This window comes from Hydrophilobacter chitinilyticus (genome assembly GCF_049860745.1).
Lineage (GTDB): Bacteria > Pseudomonadota > Gammaproteobacteria > Burkholderiales > Burkholderiaceae_C > Rhodoferax_B.
In genome coordinates, this window is the sequence record NZ_CP187561.1 from 1,374,903 (window position 1) to 1,387,285 (window position 12,383).

13 protein-coding genes are annotated in these 12,383 nt (G+C 60.1%); 4 read left to right on the plus strand and 9 right to left on the minus strand.

What is annotated here, in order from left to right; genetic code table 11:
- The first annotated feature begins 59 nt into the window (after positions 1-59).
- From minC to ACPWMG_RS06245, 4 genes are read left to right on the plus strand one after another with little or no spacing between them, the layout of a single operon-like run.
- Positions 60-824 carry a septum site-determining protein MinC gene (minC, locus tag ACPWMG_RS06230; protein ID WP_483303787.1) on the plus strand — a complete coding sequence of 255 codons (765 nt, stop codon included), beginning with the start codon at positions 60-62 and terminating at the stop codon, positions 822-824.
- 30 nt (positions 825-854) lie between these two features.
- Positions 855-1,670, plus strand: coding sequence for a septum site-determining protein MinD (gene minD / locus ACPWMG_RS06235; protein ID WP_483303788.1), 816 nt, complete (start codon positions 855-857; stop codon positions 1,668-1,670).
- A 3-nt stretch (positions 1,671-1,673) separates the two neighbouring features.
- Complete coding sequence (gene minE / locus ACPWMG_RS06240) at positions 1,674-1,955, plus strand: cell division topological specificity factor MinE (RefSeq protein ID WP_483303789.1); 282 nt, start codon at positions 1,674-1,676, stop codon at positions 1,953-1,955.
- 38 nt (positions 1,956-1,993) lie between these two features.
- Complete coding sequence (locus ACPWMG_RS06245) at positions 1,994-2,461, plus strand: CreA family protein (protein ID WP_483303790.1); 468 nt, start codon at positions 1,994-1,996, stop codon at positions 2,459-2,461.
- A gap of 66 nt (positions 2,462-2,527) precedes the next feature.
- On the opposite strand, the gene ACPWMG_RS06250 is transcribed toward ACPWMG_RS06245, so the two are convergent.
- From ACPWMG_RS06250 to ACPWMG_RS06290, 9 genes are all read right to left on the minus strand, one after another.
- Complete coding sequence (locus ACPWMG_RS06250) at positions 2,528-4,084, minus strand: AAA family ATPase (protein ID WP_483303791.1); 1,557 nt, start codon at positions 4,082-4,084, stop codon at positions 2,528-2,530.
- 7 nt (positions 4,085-4,091) lie between these two features.
- The gene (locus ACPWMG_RS06255; RefSeq protein WP_483303792.1) at positions 4,092-4,577 is read right to left on the minus strand and encodes a hypothetical protein; all 486 of its coding nucleotides are present in this window, start codon (positions 4,575-4,577) and stop codon (positions 4,092-4,094) included.
- A 133-nt stretch (positions 4,578-4,710) separates the two neighbouring features.
- Positions 4,711-4,935, minus strand: a complete 225-nt coding sequence (locus ACPWMG_RS06260; RefSeq protein WP_483303793.1) for a hypothetical protein — start codon at positions 4,933-4,935, stop codon at positions 4,711-4,713.
- Positions 4,936-4,949: 14 nt separating this feature from the next.
- Positions 4,950-6,665: a hypothetical protein gene (locus ACPWMG_RS06265; protein ID WP_483303794.1), complete on the minus strand. Its 1,716-nt coding sequence runs from the start codon at positions 6,663-6,665 to the stop codon at positions 4,950-4,952.
- Positions 6,666-6,998, minus strand: a complete 333-nt coding sequence (locus ACPWMG_RS06270) for a hypothetical protein (protein WP_483303795.1) — start codon at positions 6,996-6,998, stop codon at positions 6,666-6,668. It lies immediately after the preceding gene.
- Positions 6,999-7,223: 225 nt separating this feature from the next.
- A complete protein-coding gene (locus ACPWMG_RS06275; RefSeq protein ID WP_483303796.1) occupies positions 7,224-7,994 on the minus strand; it encodes a class I SAM-dependent methyltransferase in 771 nt (256 codons plus the stop codon).
- A gap of 9 nt (positions 7,995-8,003) precedes the next feature.
- Positions 8,004-10,220, minus strand: a complete 2,217-nt coding sequence (locus ACPWMG_RS06280; protein WP_483303797.1) for a PAS domain S-box protein — start codon at positions 10,218-10,220, stop codon at positions 8,004-8,006.
- 27 nt (positions 10,221-10,247) lie between these two features.
- Positions 10,248-12,065 carry a putative bifunctional diguanylate cyclase/phosphodiesterase gene (locus tag ACPWMG_RS06285; protein ID WP_483303798.1) on the minus strand — a complete coding sequence of 606 codons (1,818 nt, stop codon included), beginning with the start codon at positions 12,063-12,065 and terminating at the stop codon, positions 10,248-10,250.
- A gap of 65 nt (positions 12,066-12,130) precedes the next feature.
- Entirely contained in the window at positions 12,131-12,364 is a 234-nt protein-coding gene (locus tag ACPWMG_RS06290) for a DUF4287 domain-containing protein (protein ID WP_483303799.1), read from the minus strand.
- Between the last annotated feature and the right edge of the window lie 19 nt (positions 12,365-12,383).

A 12,383-nucleotide genomic window follows, 5' to 3' on the forward strand; every position in this document is an offset into this window, starting at 1 on the left:
GCCAAGTAGAATCTGCCATTTGTGCGCCATTCGCGCTTTTTTTGGCAAACCACCCCTCCATGTCTGCAGTACCCGCCGGATCGTCCAGAGCCAGTTTCGACCTTAAAAGTGCGACTTTGCCCCTGATCGCGGTGCTGCTCAAAACCGCCGATCTGAAGGCACTGGCAGCGGCGTTGGCCGAGCGGTTTGGCGACACCCCCGATTTCTTCGACCAAGACCCCGTTCTCGTCAACTTGGCGCAACTGCCTGAAGACGCAGGCGCCATCGACTTTAAAGCCCTGAACAAGCTGCTGCGCCAGTACCGCATGCAGCCCGTGGCCGTGCATGGCGGCTCCGAAGCCCAGCGCGCGGCTGCCGTGGCGGCTGGTTTGGTGGAGGCGCCTGACGTGGCGCAAGCCCCGGCGCAGCAAGTGGTGGCCGAGCCCGTGGCGGCATTGCCTGTGGCCGCCCCCGAGCCGGTGGCTGAAGTCAAACCTGTGGCTGCTCCAGCTGCCGTGCCCACCTTGGTGATCGACAAACCGCTGCGCTCCGGCCAGCAGGTCTACGCGCGTGGCGCTGATCTGGTGGTGCTGGCGGCGGTGAACGCTGGCGCCGAAGTGCTGGCCGACGGCAATATCCATGTGTACGGTCCGCTGCGCGGACGCGCCATTGCAGGCGTACGCGGCAATGCCAATGCCCGAATTTTCAGCACTTGCCTGGAGGCCGAGTTGATCTCGATCGCCGGCACCTACCGCACCTCTGAAGTACCGCTGCCCGCCGATGTGCTGGGCAAGCCGGCGCAGGTGCGCATGGTGGACGACAAGTTGCTGATGGAACCTCTCTAATTTTTTTGAAACTGAAAGACCTGTAAGACCATGGCCAAAATCATCGTGGTGACCTCCGGCAAGGGTGGCGTAGGCAAGACCACCACCAGCGCCAGCTTCGCATCGGGGCTGGCTTTGCGCGGTTTCAAGACGGCCGTCATAGACTTCGACGTGGGCCTGCGCAACCTCGACTTGATCATGGGTTGCGAACGCCGTGTGGTGTACGACCTGATCAACGTGATCCACAACGAAGCCAACCTGAACCAGGCGCTGATCAAGGACAAACAATGTGAAAACCTGTTCGTCCTGGCCGCCTCGCAAACGCGTGACAAAGACGCGTTGACGCAAGACGGCGTGGAGCGTGTGCTCAACGACCTGGCCAACATGGGCTTCGAGTACATCGTGTGCGACTCGCCCGCAGGCATTGAAACCGGCGCCTTGATGGCCATGCACTTTGCCGACGAAGCACTGGTGGTCACCAACCCCGAAGTCTCTTCGGTGCGCGACTCGGACCGCATTCTGGGCATGCTGGGCTCCAAGACCAAGCGTGCCATGGAAGGTGCCGAGCCGATTAAGGAACACCTGGTGATCACCCGTTACAACCCCGTACGTGTTGAAGACGGTCAGATGCTGTCGCTGGACGATATCCAAGATATCCTGCGCATCCCCCTCATGGGTGTGATCCCAGAGTCCGAGTCGGTGTTGCAAGCGTCCAACCAGGGCGTGCCGGCCATCCATCTGCAGGGCTCAGACGTGTCTGAAGCCTACAAAGACGTGGTGGACCGCTTCCTGGGTGAAGACAAACCCATGCGTTTCGTCGATGCCGTGAAGCCCGGCTTCCTGAAACGCTTGTTTGGTGGGAGGTAAGTTATGTCCTTCTTGTCTTTTCTGCTCGGAGAAAAGAAGAAAACCGCCACTGTTGCGAAAGAGCGCCTGCAAATCATTCTGGCGCACGAACGCAATGGCCGCGACAACAACCGCCCCGACTACCTGCCCGCGCTGCAACGCGAGCTGGTGGCGGTGATTTCAAAATACGTGTCGATCAACGCCGAAGACATCAAGGTGCACCTGGAACGCCAGGACAACCTGGAGGTGCTGGAAGTGAAGATCGAATTGCCTGAATTACAGCGCCCGGTGAAACGCCCGGCCTAAATTGCTGATCAGTTGCTGAAATTGAAAGAGAGAACATCATGAAAAAATCGGTTTTGCTGGTGTCTCTTTTTCTTGCTACTGCTGGCGTGCAGGCTCAGCAAGTGGGCTCGGTCGACACTGCTTTCCAGTGGATCGGCCCGGACCACAAAATCGTCGTCGAAGCCTATGACGACCCCAAGGTCGACGGCGTAACCTGCTACGTCTCGCGCGCCAAAACTGGCGGTATTTCTGGCGGGCTGGGCCTGGCGGAAGACAAGGCTGAAGCCTCCATCGCCTGCCGCCAAGTCGGCCCCATCACGATCTCTCAGCCGCTGAAGGTGCAAGAAGAGGTGTTCAACGAACGCCTGTCGGTGCTGTTCAAAAAGCTGCGCATCGTGCGCATGGTCGACAAGAAGCGCAATACGCTGGTCTACATGACCTACTCGGACAAGCTGGTCGACGGCTCGCCGCAGAACGCGGTGACTGCAGTCGCGGTAGACCGTGCGACGGTGATTCCGCTGAAGTAGCACATCGGTGTTTTGGGCAAAACCGGATCCGGACGATCCGATTTTTGCGTCTGGATTTGCTCTGCTTTAACCCAGCACTTGCCGCCGTGTGCGCGGCAGGCTTGATGCGGCCGAACCAATCGGTTGGCCTGACGCCGGCACCGCGCGATCGCGTCCCCAGGCACGGATGTTCTCGATCTGCTCGGGTGCCGTTTTGGATAGCGGTACTACGTTACGGAAGCTGTTGCGAAACAGTTCAGCGTTGACTGCGTTATCGCCCTTCAAGAACGCTTCTTTGACGATTTCTCTGACCGCCGATTCCAGGTCTGATCCGGCAAACCCATCCGACAGGCCGACCAGCTCTTCGAGCAAGCCTGCGTCCACCGGTTGCTTCAGGCCGCGCTGGGTGTAGATTTCAATGATCTCTTTGCGCTCCTGCGGTGTGGGTAAGTCCACAAAGAAGAGTTCGTCAAAACGTCCACGGCGTAGCAATTCGGGCGGGAGTTTGGAGACATCGTTGGCGGTGGCCACCACAAACACGCGCGAACGTGCCTCTTGCAGCCAATAGAGAAACTGGCCCACCAAGCGGGTCGATGTGCCACCGTCACCCGCGCCTTGTGTGGCACCGGCCAGCCCCTTCTCAATTTCGTCAATCCACAGCACACACGGCGAAACGTGGTCAGCGGTGCTCAAGGCTTCTTTCAGACGTGACTCGCTTTGCCCCAAGTACTGGCCATGAATCGTCGACAGGTCCAGCCGGTACAACGGCAATCCCCAATTGGCGGCAATGGCCTTGGCTGACAGCGATTTGCCGCAGCCAGGCACCCCCACCAACAGCACGCCGCGTGGCGGACGTATGCCGCGTTCTCGCAAATCGGCGGTAAGCAGCGGCTTTTCTTTGTCGAGCCAAGCCTTCAAGCCCCCCAGGCCACCGACGTTCAACTCAGCCGGACGTACCACCACGCGTTCGATGCCGGAGATGTCGGCAAAGATGCGGTCCTTGGCGTGGGTCAGCTCCACCATGTCCGCCTTGCTGATCTTTCCATTGGCCAGCAAGGTGGCAATGATGTTTTCGGCTTCGATGCGCGAGATGCCGCTCAGGATAGCGGCGGCGCGGCGCTCATCGGCCGCGTCCCATTCGATGGGGAAATGTCCTCGGTAGGCGTTGAGGTTCTCGCGGATGATGTCGAACATTTCATCCTCTGTGGGTGCCGACAGCGTGAGCGACATGCCTGCGCGCTGCAACTGGCCCCACACCGGCTTGGTGGTGATGACCACCACCACACCGCTGTGTTCTGCGGCGAGCATCACCACGTCCAGCAAATGCCGGGCCGATGCCGTGTCGTCTTCAATTTCCGATACTTCGGTGAGCACCACCGACAGATTTTGCCGCTGCGCAAACTGCTGGCTGATGAAATCCACTGCGCCTGAAATGGACCGGTCTTCATTCACGCTGCGATTGGTGGCGAGCTCACGCGTGCCTTGCGACAGCGTGTGCACATAGATGGGGGCGGCCAGCGTGCTGCCGACCTCCTTGACCATCTCGAGCACACGCGCTCGCTCGGCTGAGCGAATGGAGATGAAGGGAATGCGCGCTTTGAGGTAGCGGGTGAGGGTGGCTTTGAACTCGGCTGTATCGCTCATGAAGTTTTCAAATGATGATGTTGCGTCGGCGAACGCCAACGGTTTGTATGGGAGGCGTGCCGGTCTGTTGAGACGCGTCGCTTAGCCGGCCCGTGGTGGACGGTGCCGGTATGCCAATGCTGTTGCTGTCTGGCGCGCTGTAGCGCAGCAGGCTGTTGTTGCGCAACAAGCTAGCGAGGCGCCCGGTGCGATCCAGTTTTGCGCTGTCTTCTAGCGAGCTTTGGGCGCGCTCTGCGTATTTTTTGACTTCGTCTTGCAGGTGCGTCGCAAGCAACTGCGGCAAGTTGGGCATGCGGCCAAGGCGATCCAGAAAGGTCAACTTGGAGCGGGCATCGAGAATCGCCCGCACGATGGAGACCTCGTCGTTACCCGCGCGCAGATCTTGCGTCAAACGCGTGGCGCAATGGGTGAGGCGGCGGTTGTATTCCTCTGTGAGGCGCTGCGTGAACAATTTGGCCGATGGGCCGCTCCATTCCATTCGCCCGATTGCCATCTGCGCCAAGCACGCCTCATCTTCCACACCAAGGCTTAACCGATCAAGCCAATCGCTCCATTGAGCGTAGGTTTGCGGCGGCGTCACGCAGCAGTCCTGCGCATTGCCCCGCGCAAACCATGCGGGTGTACGTTCACTTGACTCGACGGATAAAGGGTTGCACGGGCAGCAAGTCCCAGACGGGCAGGGCACCTGCCAGCGTTTGAGCGCCCGATGCACTAGGCGCAGAGGCGTTGATGGCTGCCGATGGTGATGTCGCTGCTTGCGATGCCATCGTGGATGCGCCCATCACACGCAGGGGCCGAGTGCTGGGGCTTGGATCGCTTTGGGTGCTCTGTGCGTTCTGATCTTGGGTCATGGTACGAAGTCTCTTCAGGTGTTGCTCAACACACGCCGCGTGGTGCTATGGGTGGTCATCAAGTGCTGGTCGGGACTGATGTCTTGCAGATAGGCCGTCAGGTCTTCGGCTACGTTGTCGCGCTTGACGAGGTCGCGGCGCAGTTCCACTACTTCTGCCATGCAGGCGCGTAGCGCTTCGTTGGCCTGGGCCTTCAGGCTAACGAACTTGGCTTTGATGGCCGCCTTGGTTTTGGCCAAGCCGCGGTGTGCCAAAAATACCCACGTCAGACAGGCTGCACCCATGAGCAAGGTGACAAAGCCAGCGCTGAGTGAAAACAGCACCAGAATCACGCCGAAGACGATGGCTGCATAGTGCATGCCGCCGAGCTTCACAGCGGCGAGTGCCTGTGCTTCGCGCTGATCCAAATGCGTCCCTAGGTCCTTTACCAGTTCGGTTTCGTTTTCGCCGTTGGATGTGGTGCCCTTCCAGTCTTCAATGCCGATTTCTACCGTCTGCGGCACGGCCATGCGCGACTGTGCAGACACGTCCGCGTGCGCGTCAACGATCCAGTTTCTCGACATGGCGATGGCAAACCGCTGGGTCGCGCGGGTGACGTGCGAGGTTTCGGGGTGCATGGCTGCGTTGGTCAGCAGTTGGGTGAAATCCACCACTTCATCGAGCGCCTTGTGCTGCAGGTCGTAACGTTTTTGTGCAGCTTTCTTGTCGCCGTCTTCTTCGATGATGAGCTTGCACATCTCTTCTTGGCGGCGCAGGGGTAATTCTTCGTCGTCGAAGCGCGTCACCAGCTTGCTCAGCAGGTCGTCAACGGCCGCCAGCAGCGAGGGCGCAGGTTGGATTTCACCGTCAAAGATAACCTTTAGGTAAGCCAGAACCACCGCGTGCATGGCCATGGCGTTGATGGATGCATCGAGTGCCGGCCAAGTCGGGCTGAATTTGGCAAGTGTGCTGTACGTGCTGGCGTGGCTGTCGTTGGGCATCTTCGAGCGCAGAGCATCGCTCCACTGTTTGCGCTGGTTTTCGGTGAAGCCTGGGTATTGCGAGAGTTCGTCGATCCAACCGGTGATGCGTTTATTGCATTCCAGGCTGACATCCCCTGCGAATACGCCGTTGGCCAGCGCATCGACCATCACCGTGGTTTGGCGGTCCAGCTTGCGAGGGTCTTGCATACCGAAGTAACGGTCTAGCCATACACGGTTCGCTTCGGTGCGGCCAGCACGACGCGACACTAGCGCAAAGAAGAGCGAGGCCTTTTCGTCGTCGCGGCGAATGGCTTCCGCCAGTGCGCGCGTGGCCAGGTCGCGGTTGTCAGACAGCCATGCCGCTAGCGCCACCAGCGCAGGTGCCAGCCAGTAGCCCGGTGCCGAAATCATCAACTCTTCGGTGGCGCTGTTCAGCGTTTCTTGACGTACCAGGCTGATGTCTGAGGCTTGCAAAATGCCCGTGGCTTGGCGGCGCACTACGGCGTAGTAGCCAAAAGTGGTTTCCAGTTCTTGGCGAATTTTGACTTGTCGCGTTTCGGCCAAAGACAGTTGCTTGGCCTTGAGGTCTGCGGCCACAAAGTCGGCAAAGGCTTCTTCCAAACGCGAGAGATCAGAGCGCGTTTGCGCGACCTCGTTGCCGACGGTCTCGACCTGCCCAGACACGGTGCCAATGTTGTTGTCCAACGTGCGAATGGCGCCGAGGATGAAGGTTAGGTCGGCTGCTTGTATAACTCTTTCGTTGCTCATTCAGGCCTCAATGATGGCGGGTTGTCCAGATGCATTTACTGCGATGAGTTTGGTGGCATACACCTCAATAAATGCGTAGCTAGGGTGCTTGGCCAAAGCGCGTGCACGCTCCAAAAGTTGGGGCAAGCCTTCATGGGTTTTGTAATGGGTGACGATGTTGCCGCTGCAGTCCAGCGTGTGCACCTCGTACGGGGCGCCTAGATAACACATCGCCACAATGCCCAGCGGCAATGACTCCACCGACACCTCGCGAAACTCTTGCTGGATGGCATCCACCAAGGCTTGCGTTCGTGTGGTGTTGTGGGTGTGGCCGCCTGCATCGAGCCGGGTCATGGCGTCGATGTAAGCGGTGGAACGCTTTTGCCGAAGCCTGGCTTGCAACGCAGCAGGGGACAGCCTGGTGGTGTTAGGTGGGGTGCGGGCCACCCCTAACTCGAGAATACTTTCTGCGGGTTTTGTTCCAAGGATTGAACGAGGCATGCGGTACGGAAAATTGAGAGTGTCCCTACTGTAATAGATGTATGCGTACTAAAAGTGACTTGCATTCATTCTGATGAATCAAGTCAAAGATGCGACGCCTTTGGTGCCCACCAACACCGGTTGAAAAAACACCCCGTCCAGCCGCCGCACGTTCTCGAACCCGGCTTCACGCATCAGTTCGCTCAGTCGGGTCGTGGAGATCGCGTAGTAGCGTGAGCGCATCACGTGGGTGTGGGCTTGGCCCGTGGCCAGGTCGTCTTCGATCACGTAGAACGACAGGTCGTAGTGGTCACCCTGACCAGCTTTGTCGAAGTCCCACACCTGAAACAACACATGGCGTTTGCCGTCTTGCACGCGTGCGCCATAGGGCTTGACGATGTTGGAGCCGCGCGCTTCGGCCGCGTAGTCGCGCACGCTGAGAATGCAGCCGCCGCCAGGCCGCAGGCAGGCGAAGAATTGTTGAAAGGCCAGAAGCAGATCTTCATCGGTCAGCAAATGGGGCACGGAGTTATCGCCCGACACCACAAGGTCGAACCCGCCGCCGTGCGTGGTGTGGGCCACACGCATGTCGGCCACGCTGAAGCTGATGTGGAGGCCACGGCTTTGGGCTTCTTGTTCTGCGCGAGCGATCTCCTTGGGCGACAGGTCAGAGGCCGTGACGGCGTAGCCGCGTTGCGCCAGCCCCAGGGTTTGCGTGCCGATGCCACAAGACACATCGAGCACCGTGTGATGCCCCGGCCATTCGGTTTGGATGAGGTGGTGGAGTTGCTCGCCTTGCCGTTGCACACTCTCGTGCCAGTTGGGGTAGATGAGGTGGTAGAGCGGGGTGAGGGCGTCGTAGAAATCCATTGCCTGTGTTTAGTTGTCTTTGGGGGCCACCAGCGGTAGCGTGATCGAAAAGCGGGTGCCGCGACCCGTTTCGCTGTGCACTTCGATGCTGCCACCCAACGGCCCGGTGACGATGTTGTGCACGATGTTAAGCCCCAGGCCGCTGCCGCCCTGGCCCAGGCGTGTGGTGAAGAATGGGTCAAATATACGGCCCAGGTCGTCGGCCGCGATACCTCGGCCTTCGTCGCCTACCGTGAGCACCACGCGTTGCTCGTCCAGCCGCTGCGCCACCACCGTGACGGTGCCCCCGACGGTTGAGTCTTGGTAGCCGTGGATGGCGGCGTTGTTCAACAGGTTGCCAATCACTTGCCCCAGGGGGCCGGGGTAACTGTCCAGCCGAATGCCTTCTGGCACATCTACCGTGGCGTCAATACGCGCTGCACGCAACATGGCGCGATAAGAGAGCAGCACTTCGTCCACCACACCTTTGAGGTCGAACGCGCGACGCTGCGAGCTGGTTTGGTCGACGGCTACCTGCTTGAAGCTGCCGATCAGCTCAGCAGCGCGTTGCAGATTGCGCAGCAAGATGGACACGGCATCGTGTGAGGTGGCCATATAGCTGTCGAGGAACGAACGGCGCAGTCCGCTGTCGATCTGTGCCTGCAACTGCTTGGTTTGGTGCACCAGTGTGGTGGCCGAGAGAAGGCTGTTGCCAATGGGCGTGTTCAACTCGTGCGCGACGCCGGCGACGATACGGCCGAGTGCTGCGAGCTTCTCTGAACGTAGCAACGCCTCTTGCGACTGTTCCAGGCTTTCGAGCGCTGTGCGCAACTCTGCGTTCGCGGCGGTTAGTTCTTCGGTGCGTTTTTGTACCGCGCGCTCCAGGGTCTGGGTCATCTGCTGCATCTGCTCGCGTGCGGCGCGTTGGTCGGTCACGTCTTGCAGCGACCACGCCAGGCGTTCGCCCGTGGGCGTCTCCATGGTGAAGGCTGAACCGAGCACGGTGCGGAGTACGCCGTCGGCTGTGGTCAGCACGATTTCTTGGGGCAGGGGTGTATCGGCGCGGCTCCTTTCGCAAAAGGTGGCAAGATGGCCCGAGGCCGGGCCGATCAATTGACTACGCTCATGGCCCAGCAGATACACGAAGGCGTGGTTGACGTCTTCGATCTCAGCTGTTTGTGGGTTGACCACCAACTGCGGCACACCCGCGTTGTGGAACAAGGCCGAAAACCGTGCCTCGCTGGCCCGCAGCGCTTCTTGTGCACGCCGGTCTTCGGTGATGTCGCGGTTGATGCCAAGCAGCCCAATCAGTTGTCCTGCGTTGTCTTCCAGCGGTCGTTTGCTGCTGTTGAACGGAACGCGTGTGCCATCGGGCCTCTCCAGCCAGGTCAGCGATTGCTCCAAAATTTGGCGGTGGTCAAAGACCCACTGATCGTCGGCCAATGATTTTGAACGCGTGACTTGCGGTGCCTGCAGGTTCGAGGTGTGGCGGTGGACGATCTGCTCTTTGCTGCCCCCGTGCAGGGCGGCAAATTGCTGGTTCACCATGATGTAGTTGGACTGCATGTCTTTGGCAAAGATCGCCATCGGAATGGCATCGATCACGTTTTCCAGCAGTCGTTCTTTGGCGCGCAACTCGGTTTCTGCGCGGCGGGTTTCGGACACATCGATCAACCAGATCAAACTGAGCGACATGCTGTGTAGCACCACGACGCGTGCGAAGAACAGGCATTGCTTGGGCGTGCCATCGGGCTGCACAACTGCGCACTCTACAAAACTGACAGCGCCTTCGCGTCTGAGCTTTTCCTGGATCTCGATGCGCAGCTCGGCGTCGGCAAACAAACCGAACTCGGCTGATGTATGTCCCAGTACCTGGTTGGCTTTTAGCCCCGTCAGCTCAGACCAGGCGGCGTTGACCTCCATGTAGCGCGTGGTGGCCACGTCGACCACAGCCAGCGCGGCAGGGGAATGGTTGAACATGGCTTGGAAGCGCAGTTCGCGGTCGGCGATCTCTCTGTCCATGTTGCGCAACAGTTGCGCCGACCGGGCGAGTAGTTTGCGCTGCCAGTAGATGCACAAGGCGCCAAACCCAAGGTACAGCGGCACCAGTACCAGCAGGCGTTGTTGTGGACTGGGCTCAAAAGTGCTCCACCCCAGTGTGAACAGGCCGATGGCCAGAAGACCGGCCCAAAAAAGAAGGAGTGTGGTGCGGTCTAGCCATGACCCGCTGGGCTGCGGAGTGGTCATCCGTGTCTTCTGCGTGTACGAGTGTTTTTAAGGTGCGGGATCAGGCGTGTAGGGATGGGCTTTGTCGTGGGCTTCCATCCATTCCTTCAACGCTGGCAACTCCATGGGCCGGGCATAGAGGTAGCCCTGGCCTTCGTGGCAACCCAGCTCACGTAGCACCCGAGCTTCACCTTCTTCTTCAATGCCTTCGGCAATGATGGTGAGGTTGAGGTTGCGGCCCAGCTCCACCACGGTGGCGGCAATGCGCCCGCCCTGGTCCGAATCGCTGAGCCCCATGACAAACGCGCGGTCGAGCTTGAGCCGGTCAACAGGCAACTGGCGCAACTGGCTGAGCGATGAATAGCCGGTGCCGAAGTCGTCAATGGCAATCGACACACCCATGCGCTTCAAACGCGCCAACAGCGCGACGATGAAATCGGGCTCTTCCATGGCCACCGATTCGGTGATTTCAAGCTCGATGCGCGAGGGGTCTACGCCCGTGTCTTCGAGTGCGGCGGCCAGCATTTCTGGGAAGGCGTGGTTGCGGAACTGAATGTGCGACACGTTGACCGACATGCGCAATGGCGCTCGGCCCGGCTTGTTGAGTTGGCGCAGCGTGTGGCAGGCCATGCGCAGCACCCAGTCGCCCAGGTTGACGATGAGGCCGGTGCACTCGGCCAGCGGGATGAAACGGTCGGGTGGCACCAGTTGCCCATCGAGATTGCGCCAGCGTACCAGCGCTTCCAGGCCGACGATCCTGCCGGTGTCGAGCCGGATCTGCGGCTGGTACATCAGGAACAAGCGGTCGCTGTCCATCGCCACGCGCAGGCCTTGCAGCAAGCGCACACGTTCGCGGATCTCGTCGCCCATCTCGTCGGCGAAATACATGTAGTGGCCGCGCCGGGTTTTCTTCGCGCGCTTCAAGGCGATGTTGGCGTCTTTGATGGCCTCCAGGCCCGAAATGTCGCGGTCGCCCAGGCGTCGCAGCCCGCTGGTGGCGGTGACGGCCATGGTGTGGCCGGGCATCTCGAACGGACGCTGAAACAGCGTCACCAAACGCTCGGGGTCCAACTCGGCGGTGGGGCCCAGAATGCCGAACGCATCGCTGCCCAGGCGCGCCACGGCGACCTTGCCGCCAAACGTGAGTGACAGCCTGTCGGCAATCACCTGCAGCAGGCGGTCGCCGTGCTGGTGGCCCAGGGCGTCGTTGATCTCGGCAAAGTCGTCGATGTCGACGATGGCGATGGCGTGGGCCGCATGGTCGGGTTGCGCCATGCAGTCGTTGATCAGCGAGATGAAGCGGTTGCGGTTGGGCAGGCTGCACAGGCGGTCGTAAAACGCCAACTGGTCGAGTGCGCGAATCTGGTGGTAGGCGCGCACGGCCGAGGTGACGCTGGCAAACAAGCGGGTGCGTGACAACTCCGACTTGGTCTTGTAGTCGTTGATGTCGTAGTCGTGGATGGTTTCGATCTCCGGCGCGTAGCCGGGTTGCCCGGTGTGCAGGATGATGCGCAGCTCCAGCAGCTTGAGATCGTTGCGGATGGCGCGCACCAGACCCAGGCCGGCATCTTCGGACTCCATCACCACGTCCAGCAGCACCACCGCAATGTCTTTCTCAACCTGCAGCAGACGCGAGGCTTCTGCGGCCGAATAGGCGTGCAGGAATTCAAGCGAGCGGCCGAGGATCTTGACGTCGGATAGCGCGAGCTGGGTGGAGGTGTGCACGTCCGGCTCGTCGTCGACGATCAACATGCGCCAAACGTCCTGCCGCTCGTGGTGATCGGCCGGCCCATCTTCTTCGGCGAACATCATGGGCTCTTCGTCGCTCGGCTGCGGCGTTGGCGCGTACGCGGATGGCTGCGACATCTTCGACTGGTATCCCTGAAACTAAATGTTTGTTCGCGCCAGCCTACACGTCGCCTCGTTTTTTGTCACGACTTTCCATCTTCTTGTTTGCTGCCTTTGAGCAACGCGACGATGGCCATGGCGTGGCCGTGCCCCAAGTCGAAGTCTTCTTTCAGCCAGGCAATGATGTCGCCGGCCTTCACGCCCGCGCGCAGCGTGCCGCCTTCGGTGAACCGTTTAGCCGCTGCGAGCTTGCGGAAATCGTCGGGGGACTTGCCGGTTTTGGCCTGGATGTTGTCGAGGTACGCTTGGAACGACATGGGGTCTCCTCCGTGGTCT

What these genes read in the sequence shown, in the direction of transcription:
- minC (WP_483303787.1), top strand. Translation starts at nt 60, where the DNA reads ATGTCTGCAGTACCCGCCGGATCGTCCAGAGCCAGTTTCGACCTTAAA.
- minD (WP_483303788.1), top strand. Translation starts at nt 855, where the DNA reads ATGGCCAAAATCATCGTGGTGACCTCCGGCAAGGGTGGCGTAGGCAAG.
- minE (WP_483303789.1), top strand. Translation starts at nt 1,674, where the DNA reads ATGTCCTTCTTGTCTTTTCTGCTCGGAGAAAAGAAGAAAACCGCCACT.
- ACPWMG_RS06245 (WP_483303790.1), top strand. Translation starts at nt 1,994, where the DNA reads ATGAAAAAATCGGTTTTGCTGGTGTCTCTTTTTCTTGCTACTGCTGGC.
- ACPWMG_RS06250 (WP_483303791.1), bottom strand. Translation starts at nt 4,084, where the DNA reads ATGAGCGATACAGCCGAGTTCAAAGCCACCCTCACCCGCTACCTCAAA.
- ACPWMG_RS06255 (WP_483303792.1), bottom strand. Translation starts at nt 4,577, where the DNA reads ATGGCAATCGGGCGAATGGAATGGAGCGGCCCATCGGCCAAATTGTTC.
- ACPWMG_RS06260 (WP_483303793.1), bottom strand. Translation starts at nt 4,935, where the DNA reads ATGACCCAAGATCAGAACGCACAGAGCACCCAAAGCGATCCAAGCCCC.
- ACPWMG_RS06265 (WP_483303794.1), bottom strand. Translation starts at nt 6,665, where the DNA reads ATGAGCAACGAAAGAGTTATACAAGCAGCCGACCTAACCTTCATCCTC.
- ACPWMG_RS06270 (WP_483303795.1), bottom strand. Translation starts at nt 6,998, where the DNA reads ATGACCCGGCTCGATGCAGGCGGCCACACCCACAACACCACACGAACG.
- ACPWMG_RS06275 (WP_483303796.1), bottom strand. Translation starts at nt 7,994, where the DNA reads ATGGATTTCTACGACGCCCTCACCCCGCTCTACCACCTCATCTACCCC.
- ACPWMG_RS06280 (WP_483303797.1), bottom strand. Translation starts at nt 10,220, where the DNA reads ATGACCACTCCGCAGCCCAGCGGGTCATGGCTAGACCGCACCACACTC.
- ACPWMG_RS06285 (WP_483303798.1), bottom strand. Translation starts at nt 12,065, where the DNA reads ATGTCGCAGCCATCCGCGTACGCGCCAACGCCGCAGCCGAGCGACGAA.
- ACPWMG_RS06290 (WP_483303799.1), bottom strand. Translation starts at nt 12,364, where the DNA reads ATGTCGTTCCAAGCGTACCTCGACAACATCCAGGCCAAAACCGGCAAG.